Origin of the sequence: Paludibacter propionicigenes WB4 (genome assembly GCF_000183135.1) — a bacterium.
Taxonomy (GTDB): Bacteria; Bacteroidota; Bacteroidia; order Bacteroidales; family Paludibacteraceae; genus Paludibacter; species Paludibacter propionicigenes.
Map to the genome: position 1 here is coordinate 1,667,484 of NC_014734.1, position 20,356 is coordinate 1,687,839.

20 protein-coding genes and 1 tRNA gene are annotated in these 20,356 nt (G+C 37.4%); 7 read left to right on the forward strand and 14 right to left on the reverse strand.

Annotation, left to right across the window (positions count from 1 at the left end; translation table 11 throughout):
* Window positions 1-134 precede the first annotated feature (134 nt).
* On the forward strand, window positions 135-2,165 hold the full coding sequence (locus PALPR_RS07000; protein WP_013444914.1) for an HD family phosphohydrolase: 2,031 nt from the start codon (window positions 135-137) through the stop codon (window positions 2,163-2,165).
* 40 nt (window positions 2,166-2,205) lie between these two features.
* Here PALPR_RS07000 and PALPR_RS07005 read toward each other — a convergent pair whose 3' ends face one another.
* The 12 genes from PALPR_RS07005 to PALPR_RS07060 form a co-directional block, all read right to left on the reverse strand.
* Entirely contained in the window at window positions 2,206-4,611 is a 2,406-nt protein-coding gene (locus PALPR_RS07005) for a TonB-dependent receptor (RefSeq protein ID WP_013444915.1), read from the reverse strand.
* Between the two features lie 174 nt (window positions 4,612-4,785).
* On the reverse strand, window positions 4,786-5,325 hold the full coding sequence (locus PALPR_RS07010; protein WP_013444916.1) for a hypothetical protein: 540 nt from the start codon (window positions 5,323-5,325) through the stop codon (window positions 4,786-4,788).
* A gap of 44 nt (window positions 5,326-5,369) precedes the next feature.
* Window positions 5,370-5,933 carry a hypothetical protein gene (locus tag PALPR_RS07015; RefSeq protein ID WP_013444917.1) on the reverse strand — a complete coding sequence of 188 codons (564 nt, stop codon included), beginning with the start codon at window positions 5,931-5,933 and terminating at the stop codon, window positions 5,370-5,372.
* 3 nt (window positions 5,934-5,936) lie between these two features.
* Window positions 5,937-6,191 (reverse strand): hypothetical protein, encoded by a 255-nt coding sequence (locus PALPR_RS07020; protein ID WP_013444918.1) that lies wholly within the window; start codon window positions 6,189-6,191, stop codon window positions 5,937-5,939.
* Between the two features lie 11 nt (window positions 6,192-6,202).
* Complete coding sequence (locus PALPR_RS07025; protein WP_013444919.1) at window positions 6,203-7,504, reverse strand: aminotransferase class I/II-fold pyridoxal phosphate-dependent enzyme; 1,302 nt, start codon at window positions 7,502-7,504, stop codon at window positions 6,203-6,205.
* Between the two features lie 125 nt (window positions 7,505-7,629).
* Window positions 7,630-8,928, reverse strand: a complete 1,299-nt coding sequence (locus PALPR_RS07030) for a phenylacetate--CoA ligase family protein (RefSeq protein WP_013444920.1) — start codon at window positions 8,926-8,928, stop codon at window positions 7,630-7,632.
* Window positions 8,929-9,000: 72 nt separating this feature from the next.
* The gene (locus PALPR_RS07035) at window positions 9,001-9,420 is read right to left on the reverse strand and encodes an ACT domain-containing protein (RefSeq protein WP_013444921.1); all 420 of its coding nucleotides are present in this window, start codon (window positions 9,418-9,420) and stop codon (window positions 9,001-9,003) included.
* A 203-nt stretch (window positions 9,421-9,623) separates the two neighbouring features.
* Window positions 9,624-9,694 (reverse strand) — tRNA-Cys (locus PALPR_RS07040).
* Between the two features lie 84 nt (window positions 9,695-9,778).
* Window positions 9,779-10,237 carry a hypothetical protein gene (locus PALPR_RS07045; RefSeq protein WP_148226438.1) on the reverse strand — a complete coding sequence of 153 codons (459 nt, stop codon included), beginning with the start codon at window positions 10,235-10,237 and terminating at the stop codon, window positions 9,779-9,781.
* Window positions 10,238-10,279: 42 nt separating this feature from the next.
* Window positions 10,280-10,597 (reverse strand): hypothetical protein, encoded by a 318-nt coding sequence (locus PALPR_RS07050; RefSeq protein WP_013444923.1) that lies wholly within the window; start codon window positions 10,595-10,597, stop codon window positions 10,280-10,282.
* A gap of 111 nt (window positions 10,598-10,708) precedes the next feature.
* Window positions 10,709-11,257: an RNA polymerase sigma factor gene (locus PALPR_RS07055; protein WP_013444924.1), complete on the reverse strand. Its 549-nt coding sequence runs from the start codon at window positions 11,255-11,257 to the stop codon at window positions 10,709-10,711.
* A gap of 86 nt (window positions 11,258-11,343) precedes the next feature.
* Window positions 11,344-12,336: an NAD(P)-dependent oxidoreductase gene (locus PALPR_RS07060; RefSeq protein ID WP_013444925.1), complete on the reverse strand. Its 993-nt coding sequence runs from the start codon at window positions 12,334-12,336 to the stop codon at window positions 11,344-11,346.
* A gap of 252 nt (window positions 12,337-12,588) precedes the next feature.
* Here PALPR_RS07060 and PALPR_RS07065 point away from each other — a divergent pair, with 252 nt between their 5' ends.
* Together PALPR_RS07065 and PALPR_RS07070 are read left to right on the forward strand one after the other, a co-directional pair.
* Window positions 12,589-12,804, forward strand: a complete 216-nt coding sequence (locus PALPR_RS07065; protein WP_013444926.1) for a CCE_0567 family metalloprotein — start codon at window positions 12,589-12,591, stop codon at window positions 12,802-12,804.
* A 36-nt stretch (window positions 12,805-12,840) separates the two neighbouring features.
* Window positions 12,841-13,275 (forward strand): ArsC/Spx/MgsR family protein, encoded by a 435-nt coding sequence (locus tag PALPR_RS07070; protein ID WP_013444927.1) that lies wholly within the window; start codon window positions 12,841-12,843, stop codon window positions 13,273-13,275.
* Window positions 13,276-13,361: 86 nt separating this feature from the next.
* Here PALPR_RS07070 and PALPR_RS16095 read toward each other — a convergent pair whose 3' ends face one another.
* Window positions 13,362-14,882, reverse strand: a complete 1,521-nt coding sequence (locus PALPR_RS16095; RefSeq protein WP_013444928.1) for an OmpA family protein — start codon at window positions 14,880-14,882, stop codon at window positions 13,362-13,364.
* A gap of 521 nt (window positions 14,883-15,403) precedes the next feature.
* Here PALPR_RS16095 and sucC point away from each other — a divergent pair.
* Both sucC and sucD read left to right on the forward strand, forming a co-directional pair.
* Complete coding sequence (sucC, locus tag PALPR_RS07080; RefSeq protein ID WP_013444929.1) at window positions 15,404-16,558, forward strand: ADP-forming succinate--CoA ligase subunit beta; 1,155 nt, start codon at window positions 15,404-15,406, stop codon at window positions 16,556-16,558.
* 7 nt (window positions 16,559-16,565) lie between these two features.
* Complete coding sequence (sucD, locus tag PALPR_RS07085) at window positions 16,566-17,441, forward strand: succinate--CoA ligase subunit alpha (RefSeq protein WP_013444930.1); 876 nt, start codon at window positions 16,566-16,568, stop codon at window positions 17,439-17,441.
* Between the two features lie 129 nt (window positions 17,442-17,570).
* Here sucD and PALPR_RS16060 read toward each other — a convergent pair whose 3' ends face one another.
* On the reverse strand, window positions 17,571-17,990 hold the full coding sequence (locus PALPR_RS16060; protein ID WP_013444931.1) for a TOBE domain-containing protein: 420 nt from the start codon (window positions 17,988-17,990) through the stop codon (window positions 17,571-17,573).
* 502 nt (window positions 17,991-18,492) lie between these two features.
* On the opposite strand from PALPR_RS16060, the gene PALPR_RS07095 reads away from it, so the two are divergent.
* Together PALPR_RS07095 and PALPR_RS07100 are read left to right on the forward strand one after the other, a co-directional pair.
* A complete protein-coding gene (locus PALPR_RS07095; RefSeq protein ID WP_013444932.1) occupies window positions 18,493-18,846 on the forward strand; it encodes a winged helix-turn-helix domain-containing protein in 354 nt (117 codons plus the stop codon).
* Window positions 18,847-18,973: 127 nt separating this feature from the next.
* Window positions 18,974-20,257, forward strand: coding sequence for an alginate export family protein (locus PALPR_RS07100; RefSeq protein ID WP_013444933.1), 1,284 nt, complete (start codon window positions 18,974-18,976; stop codon window positions 20,255-20,257).
* Window positions 20,258-20,356: the final 99 nt, after the last annotated feature.

Below are 20,356 nucleotides of genomic sequence, written 5' to 3' on the forward strand. Positions count from 1 at the left end.
TTAGTTTTTAAAACGATGACATACTTTTATGCAAAAATAACGAAAGTTTAATGATAATAATTGTAATAGGGATTTTTTTCGTATTTTTCGGCAGTTTTTAGCGTAGAATAATTCTTCGTAAGACAAGTTACATTATGAAAATAAATTTCTCTCAATCACAACTTCAGAATTTACTAAAAGCGGGACTATTTGCTTGTTTAGTAATATTAATTGTGTTTCTATACCCTTCGGAAGATAAGTTTAAATATCAATTCGAAATAGGTAAACCATGGTCATATGAATTAATCACGGCATCGTTCGACTTCCCTATTTACAAAAGCGACCAACAAATAGCTAAAGAAAAGGACGAAATTCTGCAAGATTACAATCCTTATTTTAAGCTTGACACTACCATCATTACCCGACAACTAAAAAAACTTTACGCCGATTTACAAAAAAAAGGCGAAAGTTCACCTCATATCCCGGTTTATATTGTACGTAAATTCCAATCAATTTATTCAGCCGGAATTATATCTGTTGATGAATACAATAAATTAATCAACGAAAAAAGAGAGAATATCTCCTGTATTATGCCGAATAGACTATCGCGTGCTATTCCTGTAAAGAATATTTATACTCCTAAATCTGCTTACGAAGAGATAATGAATGATGCGCCGGCAGCTCTAAAATCGTATGACATCAACATTTATCTTTCTGACAATCTAAAATATGACAGCATCATGTCTGTTATGTCTATGAATGAGTTGCTAAAAAACCTCTCTTTGACATCCGGAATGGTTCAGTCTGGTGAAAGAATAATCGGTAGAGGTGAGATCGTTACTCCCAACATCTATCTGGTTTTGCATTCCCTGAAAATTGAATCTGAAAAACGCAACTCATCATTACAGCAATCATCCATTGCCGTTATTGGTGAAATTGTCATGATATTTGGGTTAATGTTATTGCTTTTTTTATACATTTACCTTTTCAGACCCCGTATTTATGAAAACAATGGCAACTTAATTCTCATCTTGTTGCTGATTCTTATGATTGTGGGTCTTACTTCATTCACTATCCGCTTTACAACGCTGAATTACTACATGGTTCCTTTCGCGTTATTGCCTATTATTATTCGGGTTTTCTTCGATTCTAGAACGGCTTTGTTTGCTCATATTATCACTGTGCTGACAATATCATTTATGGTAGATAATGCTTTTCAGTTTATCCTTTTGCAAATTACCATAGGGATGGCAGCCGTTTCGAGTTTGAAAGATATGTCGCAACGTTCGCAGTTGGCGCAAACCGCATTGTATATATTCATAAGCTACATAGTTATGTATCTGGCTTTTGAATGCATATCAGAAGGGGATATTCAACGTATTAATATGCAGTACATTGCTTATTTTGGCGTTAGTAGTGCATTCCTTTTGTTTGCTTATGTACTGATTTACCTGTTCGAGAAAATTTTTAATTTGATCTCGAGCGTAACTCTTGTAGAGCTGACCAATATCAACAGCGACTTAATGATGGAATTTTCTGAACGAGCACCGGGTACTTTTCAGCACTCTTTGCAAGTTTCGAATTTAGCCACAGAAGCCGCAAAGAAAATTAATGCCAACAGTTTACTTGTTCGTACCGGAGCACTGTATCATGATATTGGTAAAATGAAACATCCAGAGTATTTTATTGAAAATCAGATGGGAGGAAAGAATCCATTGTCTGAGTGCGATTTTGAAGTAGCCTCTAAAATTGTTATCAATCACGTGACCGATGGAGTTGAAATAGCCAAGAAAAGCCACTTGCCGGAACAAATTATCAATTTTATCGGTACGCATCACGGGTTTAGCAAGACCAAATATTTTTATAATTCTTACATTAATGCAAATCCGGATAAAAGACCTGACGAAGCTGTTTTTACATACCCCGGTCCTCTTCCTAACAACAAAGAGACCGCCATACTTATGATGGCAGATGCAGTAGAAGCACGCTCCAGAAGCTTATCAGAATACACCGATGCCAGTATTGATGAAATGGTGGAGAGCATGATTGACGGACAAATTGCCGACGGTGCTTTTAAAGAAGCTCCCATCTCATTTTTAGATGTAGAAATCGTAAAATCGGTATTCAAGGAAAAGATCAAAAACATCTACCACAACAGAATTAAATATCCTGAAATAAATAAATAGCAAACCTCAAACAAGACTATCTTGTTTGAAAATAAACGGGCTATATTTTAACAATTATACCAATTGTTGGTAAAACTCTCCCTGCAAAATTATCTATCGTCCGGAGAAGGTATTTATTTGAATCTGTCGGGTCTACATTGGGTGAATAAACTTTATTCCCTGATGCATCTGTTGTTCCGGTATCCAGATTGGTATAGATCGGAGCACCCTGAGTCTGGAAATTGTACACATTCTGTATATCAGCATATAAGTTCAATACCATTTTTTTCAGATAAAACTCTTTATCGATTCTTATATCCAACTGTTGCGTATTTGGCAGTCGCAGCGAGTTGAACTTTGTATAATCCAATAAAGGCTGCTTGCTTACATTCCAAACCGATTTATTGGCCGAAACAGGATCAATAGGAGTATAAGGCGCACCACCAACATATCGCCAACGTATAGCCAGATACCAGTTATTCCTGAATTTATAACTGGATATGAGATTAAAAAGATGCTTAGTATCCCAGGATGAGGGGACATACACCCCGGCTGAGTTCGTGAATTCGCTCCTGAAAAATGTATAGGTTGCTGTCAGATTCAGCTTTTTCATTTCCATAATTTTATAAAGTATTTCTACTCCATACGCACGTCCCTTACCTCTCGAAATTATTTCTTCATCGCCAACCTGCCCAAATTCCGTTCCTTTACTGGCTATACTCATGCCATCGGCTACTGAAAGCGGATAATAATCATAGTGTTTATAGAAAGCTTCCATGCTTAACTTCATATTACCCATCGGACGATATTCAAACCCGGCAATTGCCTGATTGGATATGGTATAACGTAGGTTTTCATTTTTATTCACTAAATCACCGGCAGAATTGCGATAACCCAAGGTCGTATAAGCCGGCTGTTGCGCATATCGTCCGATGTTGGCATTTAAATCTATGTCTGGCGAAAGAGCGTACGAAACCGAAAAACGGGGAGAAAACTGATTAAGAGGATTCATCATATTATCATTATAATTAGTCCCTACAAAGTTTACTCCAAGCGAAAGTTTTAATTGGTTGTCTAAAAGTTGCTTCGACGCCTGTGCAAAAGCCTGATAACCGAATAAATTAATTTTCGTATTATAAAGCAAAGACATAACTGTATTATTTATGAATATCTCACGATTGGTATAATTGGTATAATGAGCATACTTTACACCTCCACCAAATGATAGCTTTACCGGTAAATCAGGATAATTTCGTTCAAAACGTAACTTATTCTCAGCCTCATCCGACTTATAATCGGAGATTTTAGCACTATCGGTATTATTATCTCTGTATTTGAAATTGGTATTACGCAACATATTACGACTCAGCACCCAGGTGTCGTAATACCTGTCTGCAAAATGCTTGTAAACTGCACCTACAGTATAATTCCATTGCTTGTAAGTCGGCAGATACGATAAAATATAAGCCTGACTTTCGGTCGGGTTCTTAATTCCTGTATTCAGTGCATCATCATCAATAGCCCCGATACCCAGAAAAGTAATTTCGTTTTTTTGATCAATCTTTGTTTTTACCTTTACCTGAAAATCATTGTACGTAGGCAAAAATGGCAATTTGAGTGCGGAAAATAAAAATTGTAAATAAGATTGTCTTGCAGAAACAATGAAAGTGGTGTTCTTACTTAACGGACCATCGAGCGTAAGAGCAGCATCCGAAGCACCTACTGATAGCTTGGTATGCAATTTATCCTTACTGCCATCCTTCTGTTTTATATCCATCACAGAACTTAAAGCATTCACCTTACCTGCCGGAAAAGCTCCTGTATAAAAATCTATGTTTTGAATGAAATCGGGATTAAGAACACCAATAGAACCTCCGGATGAACCCTGAGTTGCAAAGTGGTTAATGGTGGGAATTTCAATGCCGTCCAGGTAAAAAACATTCTCGGAAGGACCCCCACCACGTACTATCAAATCATTTCTATTCGGATCGGTAGCTCCGACCCCCGGCAATGTTTGAATTACTTTCGATACATCGCGGGTGGCACCTGCTGTTTTTTCTATTTCTTGGACTCCTACTGAAAGTACCGAAATAGGGCTTTCAATTTTCTTGGCTGAAAAATTTTGACGTACAGTCACTTCCCCCAGTTGAATCAGCGTTTGTGACATACCAACATTTATGAAGCTGGTTTGATTACCCTGTACCTGAAACTCTTCAGAAACAGCTATCTGAAAGCCCGTCAGACTTACGACTAACCGTTTAAATCCCGGCTCCACATCTACAAATGTAAAATCTCCATTTGCATCAGCCGTAGTACCAATATCGGTACCCTGAATAAGAATCGCTGCAAACTCTAACGGTTGATTACTTTTAATATCGAAAATTTTTCCTTTTACAGTACCTTTTTGAGCAAAAGCAGAAAAGGAAAAGAATAAAACTAAAAACAGAATAATTCCCTTGTTTTTCATATTATCGTTATTGAAGATTCAGAACAATAACAACGGCTGAATGAAAATAGTTTAACGTATCGATTTATAAATTGATAGATAATTTATATTGCTATTTGCTTGATAAATGGAGTGACGGCATTTCATCAAAATGCTCTTAGATATAAAAAAATCGCAAGCAATCATAGCCGGATATTATTGGCGCGCTATTTTATTTATTGCATCATACAGTGGATTAAGGTATCCATTTTCAAACCGACAAAGCACGCAGATATTTCCCACCGGCTTAGCACTCACCCATTCAAGTGGCAAAGGCTTTCCATCATAAGTAACCTTTGCCAGGAATGATTTACCCACTTTGAATAACATATCGTAGTCCTGCGTTTCGAAACACAGTTTTGTTTTATCAAACCCATCGGTTTCAAACTCACAGCTGTAAACTGCTTGCTCGGCACATTCGGTGCGAAGATACAAAGCCTTGTTCACCAAAACGGGCGAAGTGCTCTTTTGGGCAACAATGTGAGCATTCGGTATTTTTCCGGTAAAAATCACCGCATCATCCTGCTTAATCTCAATTTCCGAGATATGCTCTATCAGCAATTGCGACACATGAATTAAATCGTTGTAGTGGAAGAACTCCTCCCAATTATTGAAAATGGTAGCATCTTTGGGCATATAGCTGCCAAGCACCAGTTCGGCTGCCACACCCGTAAGTTGTATTTTTATTTTGGACATAATCTGTTTTTTTCGTGTGCAAATTTACGGAAAAACAAGCAGAACTAGCTTTCAGCATTCTCCAAAACAGTAATATTCATAAAACCCAAATGATGCATAACTTCGCGTAGTATAAGGAGAGTAGCGGCAAATGAGTTGGTAGTTGGTAAAACATCCTGACTAGCCGGACGACCTGAGATAATAGCTGCCAAGCGGTTAAACACCTGCTCCACATCCGTGCGGGCAAGCGTTAGTCCTTGTTGTACCTCAGAAAAAACTGTTAGCCTGGCTATATCTTGTATGCTTTCATCCAACGTATATAAATCGGAGGTAGCCATAAGTAACCGGTGCAGAGGCATCACTTCATCTTCCACCACCTGAATGGCGTTTTCAATTTCCGCGGGAGTTGGGGGAAAGTGTTTAAAGAAATCGCGGGCTGTTTTATCCGCACCGATATCAAACACCCACAGTTTTTCAGGCTTCACCGTATCCGTACCATGAGCTATAAAGCTATATTCGCCACCGATATGAAGTACAGTCAGAACATCTATATCAGTCACCTTTTGCCGAATGGTACAATAAGTATTATTGATCGCTTCTTGTATTTCGGAAGAAATAATAGTTCGCATAAATTACTTTATAATAACAGAAATACCTTCACGCTGCAATAAAGCCAACGATTTAGAGCAGATATTAGAAGTGCAGATTAAAGAAACCTTTAAATCCGGATGCACATCTTTAATTTGGGTTGACATCTCAACGATCCTGACAGCATCTTTTTGTATAATACGGCTTTTGATTAGTTTCACAATGCCAATATGATTTTCATCAATAGCACGTAATTGAGTACGAGCGGGTAACTTATAAACTTCGGGATTTAGTTCCATACGTAACCGTATTATTGTTGAGCTTCGGCAAATGCTTTTAAGCGTTCTTCCAACACCTCCATCTGATCCAACCGCACAAACGATACGCAGGCACGCAATCCGTTTAGGTTTTCACTACCGGTTATAGCCAACGAAATAGCACTTATACCGTAATACAAAAATTCTTTCATCAACTCACCGCTTGTCAGATTAGGATACGCAATGGTGAAATAAAAACCATCAGCCAATTCCCGGTCTTCGTCGTTGTAAACAATATAGAAACCGTATTTCAGAAATAAAGCTTTCATCAACCTGGCCTTTTCGCCATAGGCATGAAGCACTTTTACAAAATCTATTTCACCGTCATTTACCACTTTGAGTGTAGCTGCCAATGCATATTGCGCCGAGTGCGAAGTTCCGGCTGTTGTGGCATAAAGCACACCATAAGGTATAAAATGCCCAAGCACATCACTGGTAAAATAATTCTTTAAATTCGGATAACGACGGGTGCGAAGCTTTTCGGAAGTAATCATCATACCAATGCGCTGACCTGCGTAACTGAATATTTTGGATGCAGAAAGTAGCAAAATATAATTATCGGTATAATGTGCCACAGTTGGTTGGAAAGGAGCTACAGCAGGTGTTCCGTAATGCTGACGAAAATCCATGGCAAAATATGCCAGGTCTTCTATCACTATCACATCGTATTTTGTAGCTAGTTCGCCGATTGTTTTCAATTCGCTTTCCGAGAAGCAAAACCACGACGGATTATTCGGCGATGAATAACAAATAGAGCAAACATTACCTTCTTTCAGAAACGATTCCAGTTTGTCATGGAGTTTATCACCCCTGAAATTCAAGATATCAAATGACTTAAACGGCAATCCCATCAAGTGTAATTGCGATTTTTGCACCGGAAAACCCGGATCAATAAACAAGGTGTATGGTTTATCGGGATTCGTACGGGCAGCTGCCAGTAAAGCTGCAAAACTACCCTGCATCCCTCCTACTGTGGGCACACAATTCAGAGGAGAAACTTCCAGATTTATAAACAGATTGGCAAAACGAGCTATCTCTGTTTTAGCAAACGGAATACCTTCTATATTTGGGTATTGAGCAGCTAGCCCATTATCCAGAGCCTCTTTTTCAGCCGCAATAGCCACAGGTGAAGCCGGTAAGCCGGGCACACCCATTTCCATATGAATAAATTCTTGTCCGCTCTCTTTCTCTATCTGTGCTACCAGTTTTCCCACTTCCCGAATGGACAATCGGGTTATATCCGACTCGCCAAACTGAGCAAAAAGAGCATCTACAAGTTCTTTTTGTATAATCATTTTTTAAATTTTAAAGCTGACTTTCCAAAACTTCGGAACTTCGGAATTATTGAATACGATTAATATCGCGAAGCTAATATCACGACCAAAGTGAGTTTATGTCAATCAATAACGCAGAATACAAACTACTTCTTCCTGTTATCCACCACTCTTACCGCTTTTCCTTCGCTACGGGTAATCGTTCTTGGTTCCACCAAAGTGACTTTCACACTTAAACCAATGGCACTGTTAAGCGCATGAGATATCTTGCGCGACAAGTTCTGTAAATCGCGGATAGTATCGGTAAGTTTCGTTTCGTCCAGTTCCACTTTCAGTTCCAACGTATCCAGATTATTTTCTCTGTCCACGTAAAGCATGTAATGCGCACTTGTTTCACCAAGTTCCAGCAAAACATGTTCAATCTGCGAGGGAAATAAATTCACTCCACGAATAATGAGCATATCGTCGCTTCGTCCGGTAATTTTCTTCATACGCACCGACGTACGGCCGCACTCACAAGTTTCGCGGCTTAACGTGGAAAGATCGCGGGTGTTATAACGAAGCAACGGAATACCTTCTTTGGTCAATGTTGTAAATACCAGTTCTCCTTCCTGGCCGTCGGCAAGCGGCTCTTTGGTGTCAGGATGTACAATTTCAGGAAAGAAATGATCCTCGTGAATGTGCAATCCGGTATGGAATGTACAATCATTAGCCACACCCGGTCCCATAACTTCACTTAGTCCGTAAATATCATGAGCCTGAATTCCCCATTTCTTTTCCAGTTCCAACCGCATATTCTCAGTCCACGGTTCTGCACCAAAAACACCAACTTTCAATTTCATATCGGCCAATGAATAACCATTTTCAGCCAATGCATCGGCCAAATGAAGGGCATACGAAGGCGTACAAGCCAATACTGTCGACCCAAAATCAGACATAAGCTGCAACTGACGGCGTGTGTTTCCACCCGAAATAGGAACTACCGAGCAACCCGTAGTTTCCGCACCGTAATGAACACCTAATCCACCGGTAAACAAGCCGTATCCATACGAAATCTGCATTATATCATCTGCACCTATTCCGGACATTGTCAAACAACGAGCCACCACTTCGCGCCAATTTTCAATATCATTCTTTGTATAACCCACAGTTGTTGGTTTTCCTGTAGTACCACTCGATGCATGAACGCGTACAATGTCTTTCATTGGCACAGCAAATAAACCAAACGGATAATTATCGCGCAAATCGGTCTTGTACGTAAAAGGCAATTTTACTATATCGTCGATAGATTGAATATCGGATGGCTTCACGCCTTTTTCATCCATTCTTTTACGATAAAAAACCACATTATTATATACGTGGTGTACTAACTTTATCAATCGCTCACTTTGCAAAGCCCGCATTTCCTGTCGACCCATGCACTCTATTTCTTTATTCCAAATCATATTAATAAATGATATTTTCCCCTTCGGTTGTGATATTTATGGTATTCTATTGTCTTGGTTTTTTCTTCAATTCTATTTTAGATCAGCTTCTGAAATAGATTTAAGTTTATTCTGCTCTATAACCTTTACAGCTTCATCGCATTTATCGGTACGTACCATAAGAATAGATTTGCTTCCAAAACTAAAAGCATACACATATTCGATGCAAATATCAGCAGCGGTGAAAAGGTCAAGAATTTTAGACATAGAACCAGGAGCGGCATCCATTTCGAGCGAAAAGATGTCATGAACACGAACCGTAAATTGCTCGGCCCGCAATGCTTGAAGTGCTTTTTCAGGATCTGAGACTATTGCACGCAAAATGCCATAATCACTTGAGTCAGCAACTGTCAGTGCAATAATATTAATATCGTTTTGAGCCAGAACGGATAAAATCTGGTTTAAATGGCCTGTTTTGTTTTCGAGGAAAACGGAAAGTTGGCGGATTGTCATGGTATTCTATTTGAGGTTTGTTATTCTTTAGGAGGCACAAATTTACACAATTTGACGGAAAACTGAAGCAGTTTGTTACAAATTAATAGGAAAATCGCGCATACAAAGTCAATTCATACGAATCAACCATTTCACAAACAATAATGCAAAATAAAAAACGCTTCTAAATAGCTTTTTACAAAGCACTTAGAAGCGTTTAAAAGAGGTACCTGGCGGATTCGAACCGCCGTATACGGTTTTGCAGACCGGTGCCTAGCCACTCGGCCAAGGTACCTTGTTTTTCGGTGTGCAAAGATAGTATTTTTTTAGTTCCACCCAAAGCTTTTTGTTTGAATTTGCCCAAAAAGCTTAAATAAAATTACGGTTTTGGAGCTTCACGTGGTCCACGATCCTGAAAATCACGTAATAATTTACGCTTAAACTCTTTTTCGGCAAGATAATATTTGAAAAGAGTTTCCGGAGGCAATAGCTTACGTAATTTATAATGGTAATTTCTAAAAAGCTGGGCATCTTGAAAATCAAAGTCAGCATATCTGTCATTAAGTTCTGCAAAATTTGGTTTCCCTTTCGATTTATTTTGAAAAGCCGATTTGAAAAACTCACGATTCTTTTGATGCAACGTCCAAACTGCATTTTCATACTCCATAAATACCGGCTGAACAAGTTCAACTTCTTTTGGACTTAATTGGGCTTGAGAGACTAAAATATTCCACTTCCGCAAATGCATTTGGTCAATCATTGACGGATTACCGGCATCGGTTGCATACAGGAAACCACTTAACAATAAAAGTGCTCCCAATATTTTAAATTTCATCATTTTCATATCTTTAATCTTGATTTTATTACCTTTTGCAAGTATTTATTTTGTGTTTGGCTCCACATAATAATCCAATAACGAAGATTCATCTACCTGCGATAACACATAGGACTCATAGTTTTCCGCATTTTTAGCCAGATTTCGTTGATGCGTTGAATAAAAAACCTGTCCGACAATCAGTACGCCAACAAACACAGCAGCAACAGACATCCATATTCTAAATATCTTGTGGTTATGCGTGTGTTTATATCCGATTTGTTCTTCCATTTGAAGAGCAAATTGATCAAAATAATTTTCGGGAACACTAAACGGTAATTCGTTCCCAATGTTTTCTAATAATATATTCTCATTCTTTTTCATACTAATACTTTGACTATCTGCGTTTGATTAGGTTTAATTTATTATATAATTATGACAAACATATAACAATTTAAATACCATTTTTCGCCTAATTAAGTGCAGTTTCAGTTATTATTCTTCTTCCAATAAATATTTCTCAATTTTTTTTACAGCATAATGATACGAAGCTTTCAAGGCTCCTACGCTGGTTCCGAGTATCGTTTCCATCTCTTCATACTTTATATCATCAAAGTACTTCATGTTAAATACCAACCTCTGTTTTTCAGGCAGTGTCAGTATTGCCTTTTGTAATTTCATTTGAATATCGGTACCGCTAAAATAATTATCAGCCTGCAAATTCTGAAGTAAGGATTCTTCTACATTATCCACCGAATTCTGACTCCTCATCCTTTTATTGGTCAAAAATGTCAATGTTTCATTTGTTGCTATTCTATAAAGCCAAGTAGAAAACTGAGAATCACCCCTAAACCCTTCAATACCATTCCAAGCCTTCATAAATGTATTCTGCAAAACATCATTCGCATCATCGTGAGAAAGTACCATTTTCCGGATGTGCCAATAAAGCCGCTCCTGATAGGTACGAACAACAATTGAAAATGCACTGCTTCTGCTTTTCGGCTGACTTAGTTGAAGTAGTAATTCCTCTTCAGTTGGATTCATACTTTTTTTTAGTTGTGAGGACTATAGCAATTTTTCCTTTTCTCATATTTGACTGACGTAAAGCATAAAAGTTTAGTGGCAGATCATTAATTGACTCTATTTATGTCTGTACGCCCTGCAAAGTAACGAATTATATTTTGTGAAACAAGCCTTGCCATATCATTTCTTGCTTCAATAGTGGCAGTTCCGTTGTGGGGAGCCAAAACCACGTTATCCATTTGCAAAAGTTCCTGATTAATAATAGGTTCAAATTCATACACGTCCAGTGCTGCTGCATAAATTCGTCTATCTTTCAGTACCTTAACCAAGTCCAATTCATTTACTACCGGACCTCTGGCCGTATTAATTAGAATAGCTGTTGTCTTCATTCGCGCCAGTTTTTTACTATCTATCAGATGAAAAGTTTCATTAGTCAGCGGCACATGCAATGATACCACATCACTTGCTGACAATAAATTATCCAGCTCCATCCACTCAGCCTGATAAAGATTTTCAATGTCCAATGGAAGCTTTGTTCTGTTATAATAAACAATTTTCATTCCATTGGCTAGAGCTCGTCTGGCTAATGACTGCCCTATCCGACCCATCCCCACTATTCCAATTGTTTTGCCATAGAGAGTCTGACCTAAATTTTCCAAAACTCCCCACTTTAAACCATCCTTAAGCCTTAATTTTCTATCGCATTCGGCAACTCTGCGAGCTGCAGCCAGCATTAACGCGAATGCTTGCTCGGCAGTTGGCTCAATTACAGGATCAGGAGTATTCGTTACAAGAATATTTTTACGACATGCATAGTCAATATCAATGTTATTATACCCTACGCCAAAATTAGCTATAATCTTCAGCCGATCCTGACCTGCATCTATAATATCTTTATCTACTTTAAATTGAAATGTAGGAACAAATGCATCAAATGAAGGTAGCAGTTGAAGTATTTCATTTCTGGAGAAAACTTCATTTTCCGGAAATGCAACTTCAAAATGTTCTTCTAACTGTGAGAAACCTTCGCGTAGCAAACGTGTAGAAACAAGAACTCGCTTTTTCTCCTTTAAATTACCCGATGTCGAAAATAAATTCATATAGTTTTACCTACAAGTTTTTTTAATGAGACAAATGTAGCAAAATTTAAATGTTTTGACAAATCGTTGACACATTGAACAATTCGTTAACCTTGATTCTGCTATACGTTTTTGTATCAACGCCAAACCGCGTACTACATAAATGTATAAAATTTATTTCTTTACAATACACAAATTGCTTATAAACTGACAATTACGCCCACGGCACGACATTTGATTATCTTTAGTATTATGTCTATAAAAAACAATGGTATGACAACAGAAGAAATAAAAGAAATAGAAAAAGCCGTAACAAAAGCACGCTTTATTCTATCGCAAAAAGCAGGTGCTTTACATGATTTAATAGAAGATCGTTTGCCTGCCGATTACATGGAAATTCCTGAATATGCCGAAGCCACATACTTGGCATGTAAGGCCTGGGATGAACTAAATAAAAAACTCATTGAATGCAAAAAAGAAATACAATAATCTGATTATTTATTCTAACGCTAAAATTCAAAAGATATGATTATACATTTTTACGAAAAACCAGGCTGTATCAACAATACAAAACAAAAAAAGCTACTGGAAGAAAGTGGTCATACAGTAATAGCTCATTCAATACTTACACAATCATGGACTCCTGAAACACTCAGAAAATATTTTGGGAGTCTTTCAATTGTAGATTGGTTTAATCCGGCATCCCCAAGAATTAAAAATGGAGAAATCATTCCTGAAAAAATAAATGAAGCAACAGCTTTGCAACACATGGTAAAGGATCCAATACTTATTCGTCGTCCTCTGATAAACGCGCAAGGTGAACTTATATGTGGATTTGACAATAAAGCTATCGTCAGATTGACCGCCAACAAAGACATACATCATTTACTCACGTGCCCTAATCTTGAAAAAGATACTAATTGCAATAACTCAATTTCCAAAATTTCTTTTGATTTATAAATCTCAATTGTACGCAAAAAAAATCCCCGACATTCATATAGATTGCCGAGGACTTTTAATATTAAATTCAGAAATTTGTCTACGTCTTAGAAATTTACTTTGAACTCTACTCTACGGTTTTTAGCTCTTCCGGCAGCAGTTGCATTATCAGCAACAGGCACGGTTTGTCCAAAACCTTTAGCCGCTAATTTACCTGCATCAACTCCATTCTTAGTCAAGTATGCTTTAACGGCATCGGCACGTTTTTGCGACAATGTTAGATTCATTGCAGCAGCACCCTGATTATCTGTATGACCATTGATTTCAAGGTTATAAGATGGATTATCATTCATTACTTTTACTACCTTATTCAGGATAGCGAAAGAAGATTTCTTGATAACATCTTTACCTGATTCAAATTGAATTCCCTGCAAAGCCTGAGCAAATATTTTCTTAGTTTCAGCCTTTACTTCTGGACAACCTTTATTTGCAGCTATACCCGGAACTGTTGGACATTTATCTAAATAATCCGGAACTCCATCGCCATCAGTATCAATCGGACAACCACTCGTATCTACTTTTACTCCCTTAGGAGTATCAGGGCACTTATCAATATTATCTGGAACACCATCGCCGTCACTATCTAAAGGACAACCTGAAGCATTTACCTTCACACCCTTAGGAGTATTTGGACATTTGTCAAGAGAATCCGGAACACCATCACCATCACTGTCAAGTGGACAACCCGCTGCATCTACCTTTATACCTTTAGGGGTATTCGGACATTTGTCAAGGTAATCCGGAACACCATCACCATCACTGTCAAGTGGACAACCATTAGCATCAACAGCTGCACCGGCTGGTGTGTTTGGACATTTATCAAGATAATCTGCCACGCCATCGCCATCTGTATCAATTGGGCAACCAAAAGCATCAACCTCTACACCTTTAGGAGTATTTGGACATTTATCTAATTTGTCAGAAACGCCATCGCCGTCTGCATCTTTAGGAGAACCAAATGAGAAAATCAAACCGATTGAATGTTCAGCAAATTTATCTTTACTACCTGATACTACAAAATCACGGTCATCTTTATTAGTTAGATTATACACGAACTTATATTGTAAAGCAAAAGCGTCATTAAATTGGTATTTTAAACCAACTCCCAGAGGAACAATAACGTCCGAACCTCCGGTATTAATTCTGTCGGTAACACTTTGCCCATTCTTTGAGTAAGAAGCAAAGCCCACACCTACTTCTACAAATGGAGATAGCTTGAGTTCTTTACTTAACAAGTACCCATTATTGAATTTGTAATGTAAAGATAAAGTTCCTTCATACTTAGAACCTAACATGTTGGTCAAGGTGTTTGAAGTAGGGAAGTACCCGTAATTCCCATAGTTACCCTGAAGACTTAAATCAAATGAAGGTGAAATATAAGTAGCAAATGACACCCCTCCAAAACCATAAAAAGCTTTGTTAAAGTTGAAAATACCATTACCTAAATCTCCTTTGTATTCGTTCTTTCCAAAGTAAAGACCGATAGCAACTTTATTGTTATCTGTCTGAGCACCGGCAAACAAAACCATTGATAATAAACCAACCAATAATAAACTCTTTTTTTTCATGTGTAATTAATTTAACAGTTTGTAATTTATTTCAAAATACTGATTCAGCTCAGTATTCTTATTATAAAAGCATCATTAGGAATTGATTTAAGACAAATCAATAAAGTATTCTCTAGCTAGAAGCAATTGGCGTAAAACACGATATTTAAACTTTTATCGTAATAGTAAATACTACAATTCACAACAAAAGACCGGGCAAATAAACAATAAAATTCAGGCTCGTACTACAATACAAATATCATTGTATATCTGTCAGTTAAAACAACAATTGACTCTGCAAGTTTTCATTCCATCGCACTACAATTATTTTGAATAAAAAAATACAATTTAAATATATAATAGCAAAAGTCTACAAAAAGTTGTGAAACATATCAGTTTTAACTTTCCAACTAATTCTTTCTGGATTAAAATAGGTTAAATTCGAATTAATTTATTGAGCTTAAAAACAAGTTTTACGTCTAAAACGTTAGGTGTTTAATGAATTAAAATTTATAAGAACAGAAAAACAACTAAATTGCCTCATGAAAATTCACGAATATCAAGCCAGACAATTGTTCAGGAAATACGGAATACCAGTTCCGGAAGATGTATTATGTTATACTGTAAGCGAAGTAGAAAAAGCCGCTAAGGATTTAAACCGAATGGTAGTAGTTAAAGCTCAGGTTTTAGTAGGTGGAAGAGGTAAAGCAGGTGGAGTTAAGCTTGCCAGAAATGTAGAGGATGCTGTTTCTGCAGCAAAACAGATTTTGGGAATGGATATAAAGGGATATAAAGTTGAAAAGGTTTTGGTAGCCGATGCAGTAGACATCTCTAAAGAATTTTATGTCGGACTAATTAACGACAGGAATAGCAAGACGGTAACTTTAATGGCAAGCTCAGAAGGAGGAGTTGAAATTGAAGAAGTTGCAAAAGAAAACCCTGAGAAGATTATTAAATTTCATATTAATCCTCTTACTGGATTACTTGACTACCAGGCAAGGGATATAGCGTTACAGCTTTTTGGAGAAATCAAAACTGCCCAAAAGGCTGCTTCTATTTTCAAGAAGCTATATAAATTGTACGTAGAAACAGATGCAACTATTGCTGAAATAAATCCATTGGTGCTTACTCCAGACAACGAGGTACTTGCCATAGATGGAAAAATGAATTTTGATGATAATGCACTTTTCCGTCAGCCTGAGATTTTGGCAATGCGAGAACCCGATGAAGATGAATTAGTGGAAATTGATGCTCATAGCAAAGGATTATCTTATATCCGCTTGGATGGAAATATAGGTTGCATGGTCAATGGAGCTGGATTGGCAATGGCTACTATGGATATGATTAAATTGTATGGTGGAGAACCAGCTAATTTTCTGGATATTGGCGGTAGTTCAAGTCCGCAAAAAGTGATTGACGCCATGAACATTCTGCTAAACGACAAACATGTAAAAGCCGTAATGATCAATATTTTTGGTGGAATAACACGATGCGACGATGTAGCGAAAGGGCTTATAAAGGCTATGGAGGTGATATCAACAGATATACCGATTGTAGTACGACTCTCAGGAACGAATGCAGCAGAAGGACTTGAGTTACTAAAACAAACCAATCTTCCTACAGTAAGTTCAATGAGCGAAGCTGCTCAGCTAGCAATAGAACTTAGCAACAACCTTATTTTTACACCACATAAATAATATAGACATGAGCATATTAGTCAATAAAAACACAAAATTATTAGTTCAGGGAATAACCGGTAGAGATGGTAAATTTCATACCGGAAAAATGAGAGAATACGGAACAAATGTAGTGGCAGGAGTTTCTCCGGGAAAAGAAGGGGTGGTTCTTGATGGTGTACCAGTTTTTAATTCTGTTGCCAGTGCAGTTGAAGCTACGGGAGCAAATACTTCGATAATATTTGTACCTGCTGCATTTGCGGCCGATGCCATTCTCGAGGCTTCTGAGGCCGGAATTGAACTTGTGATCGCCATCAGCGAAGGTCTACCAATACAAGACATGATTCGGATAACTCCCATTCTAAAGCAGAACGGAACACTTCTAATTGGGCCCAATTGCCCGGGATTAATTACTCCGGGTGAATCTCTGGTCGGCATTTTACCTGCCAACATCTTCAAAAAAGGGAATATCGGATTTATATCACGAAGTGGAACTTTGACTTATGAAGTTGTAAATCTACTGACTGAAAACGATTTTGGTCAAACAACTTGCGTAGGAATTGGTGGAGACCCTGTTGCCGGATTATATTTTATTGATCTATTGGAACGATTTGAAAATGATCCTGAAACAATAGCAGTAGTAGTTATCGGCGAAATTGGTGGAGATGCAGAAGAACAAGCAGCTCAGTTTATAGCCGATAAAATGACAAAACCTGTTGTGGCATTTATAGCCGGCCAAACAGCTCCTCCCGGAAAAAGGATGGGACATGCCGGAGCTATTATTTCAAGCGGATCCGGAACAGCAGCTGAAAAAATTGCAGCTTTTAATAAAGCAGGAGTACCAGTGGCGAAAGAACCAAATGAAATTCCTGAATTATTAAGACAGAAACTACAAAACAGGTAATATCTTCAGTTACTCCTTTATATTATTAGCAATATTTATCTGACTGGCTTTAGCATTTAAAAGCCAAACTTATATTACGGTGAAGTCGCTTATTTATAGCGGTTTCACCGTAATATATTTATGTGGATATTAATCTACCGCAAGAATAACAGAGGATGCCTTAACTATTGCACTCGCTTCCACACCCAAAGCTAACTCTAGTGAAGCAACAGATGATTTAGTAATTACCGCAGTAATAGTGAAGCCACTTCCCAAATCTATTGAAACTTCATCATTAACAGACCCTTCAATAATTGAGGATATCTTGCCTGTCAATACATTGCGAGCGCTTATTTTTTTCACATCGATTCCAATTATTACGCTCGATGATTTTATAAGCGCATAAGCTGTATCTCCTTTTTTCAAATCCAGACTTTTTATTGCACCATTTGTTACCACTGATACAATTTCAGTCCTACCAGGTAAAGTAAGTATAACTTCAGCATTTATTGCTCCTTCGGTTATAGAAGTTACCTGCCCTTTCAGTTGGTTTCTTGTACTTAATTTCATGTTTTCTAATTTCAATATTTACAAAAGTATAATTCGAGTTCAAATATACAGTAAATTCATTTATATTTAAGCACATTTATACTAAAAACAGCACTTTATTTCCATTTTGCGTTCAAATTAGATATTTATGTATTATTTTTACACGATAAAAGCTCAATTAAAGCTCAAAAAGACAATAACACTTTGGAGAATATATAGATTACTTTACGAGTAGGTTTATATAATCGAACAGAGTAATGAATTACAGAATAGCAATATTAAAAACGTACAGCAAAAATGTATTAAAAATAGCGACCTAAATTCTTACCATTATGTAGGATTATTATAAAAACACTGCATTCACGTAATTTTTGAAGTTTATTTTTTAAGCTTACAAAACACAAATTGCTGATTAGATTATATTTACGTTATTGGCATGCAAATTGAAAATGAGTATCTGAATTTTCAATGTTCAGAGTGCACCTGATCAATGAAAAGAAAATTATAAAAAAACAGTAAGGCAATGAAGAATCCGTCATTTAATATGGCTGCAGAGCTTTCATTTTATCGCGAAGGTGAAATTTTTCTCAGCAATTTACAAATCCGACTAATGAAGCAAGTTATTCTGGACGGATCAATTCATGCAGCTGCCAAAAATCTAAAAATGTCCTATCAACACGCTTGGCATCTACTAGACAAGGTGAACCGATTATCGCCACTACCAGTAGTCATAAGACAAAAAGGAGGACGAGATGGAGGAGGCTGCGTTGTTAGCAACTATGGACTGAAACTAATCAGGACATTTGAAGCTAAGGAAATTGCTTTGAAGGAATTCTTGGCCAATAACAAGGCTGATTTTGACACCTGTTTTTTTTAACTATCGATATACCCGCAATGGAATATCGTTTTTTTTGAAACTCGTTATTCTTTTAGTATTATAACGAAATTTCTCTAGTTATTCATTTACGTGTTCAAAATTGAATATCGTATAAAACTAAATTAGTATGAAAAAAGAAATTATTAAAGCTATATTACTTGCTGCAATTGCAATTCCGCAATTTACAACTGCCCAGAACGTAGTCATTGATGGAGAAATACGTCCCAGAGTAGAATATCGGGATGGGTTAAGCAAACCGTTACCCGAAACAACCGATCCAGGCGTATCGGCCATCCAACGAACCCGATTAGGAATGACTTTTACCAGTGGATTACTGAACACTCAGATTACACTGCAAGATTCAAGAACTTTCGGACAAAATCCTAATGCTTCGAGTGATGCAACAGTAGGTATATTTGAAGCATGGGCAGAAATGCTCCTAATGCCCGGCGGATCGTTCAAAATAGGAAGGCAGGCAATTAAATATGATGATAACAGATTATTTTCAGCTTCGGCCTGGAGTAATACCGGGACTTCGCATGACATGGCATTATTTAAGTATTGTGTAAATGACTTTCAGGGACATATTGGAGTCGCGTATAATAATAACAATATAATCTCATCAGAAACATATTATACCCCAAAATCAAACTATCGTTACATGGGATATATCTGGTTGACAAAAGATTTAGTCAAAGGATTAAATTTGAGCTTGATAGGCGTTGATGAAGGTGTGCAGGACACAACAGGAACAAAAGCAGGAGTAAACTATATGAAAACCAAGATGAATCATGCATACACTTACGGAGGTAATTTAAAATACTCTGACGAAAATTCACCGATTGGTGTATTTGCCACAGCTTATTTTCAGTCGGGTAAGAGTGCAACTAAATCTACTTTGGCGGGTAAATTATTAGCCATTAAAGTTGATTATAAGTTCTCGAATATTATCGTCGCCAATGTAGGAACCGATTATCTATCCGGAGACAATACAACCGATGGAACTCAGTCAAATTTTAAAAAATTGTATGGTACCGATCACAGTTTTAATGGTGCAATGGAGTATTGGAAAACACCGCTAAATCAGGGATTGTTGGATTATTATGCAGGAGTAACGGGTAAAATCAACAAGGCATTAAGCATAGACGGAACATTTCACCTCTTTAATTCCGAGTTCTCGGGAAAAAATTCTAAAGGAATAGCATTTGGCAAAGATTTAGGTTCCGAGTTGGATATAATTGTCAATTACAAGCTAAATTCATGGACAAATATTCAAGGTGGGTGGTGTACATATTTTAGCAACAATAATACACTTGCAGCAAAGAGCATTACAACTTCCGCCACCATTCCGGCTGTGAGAACTCCACAATGGGCGTACATAATGTTCACAATTAAACCAAAGTTCCTATAGATAGCCCCCTAAATCCCCCAAAGGGGGACTTTAAGAGCTCAAGAACAATAGATTTATCTATAAAAAGAATATACAAATCCTGCCTTCAAGTCCCCCTTT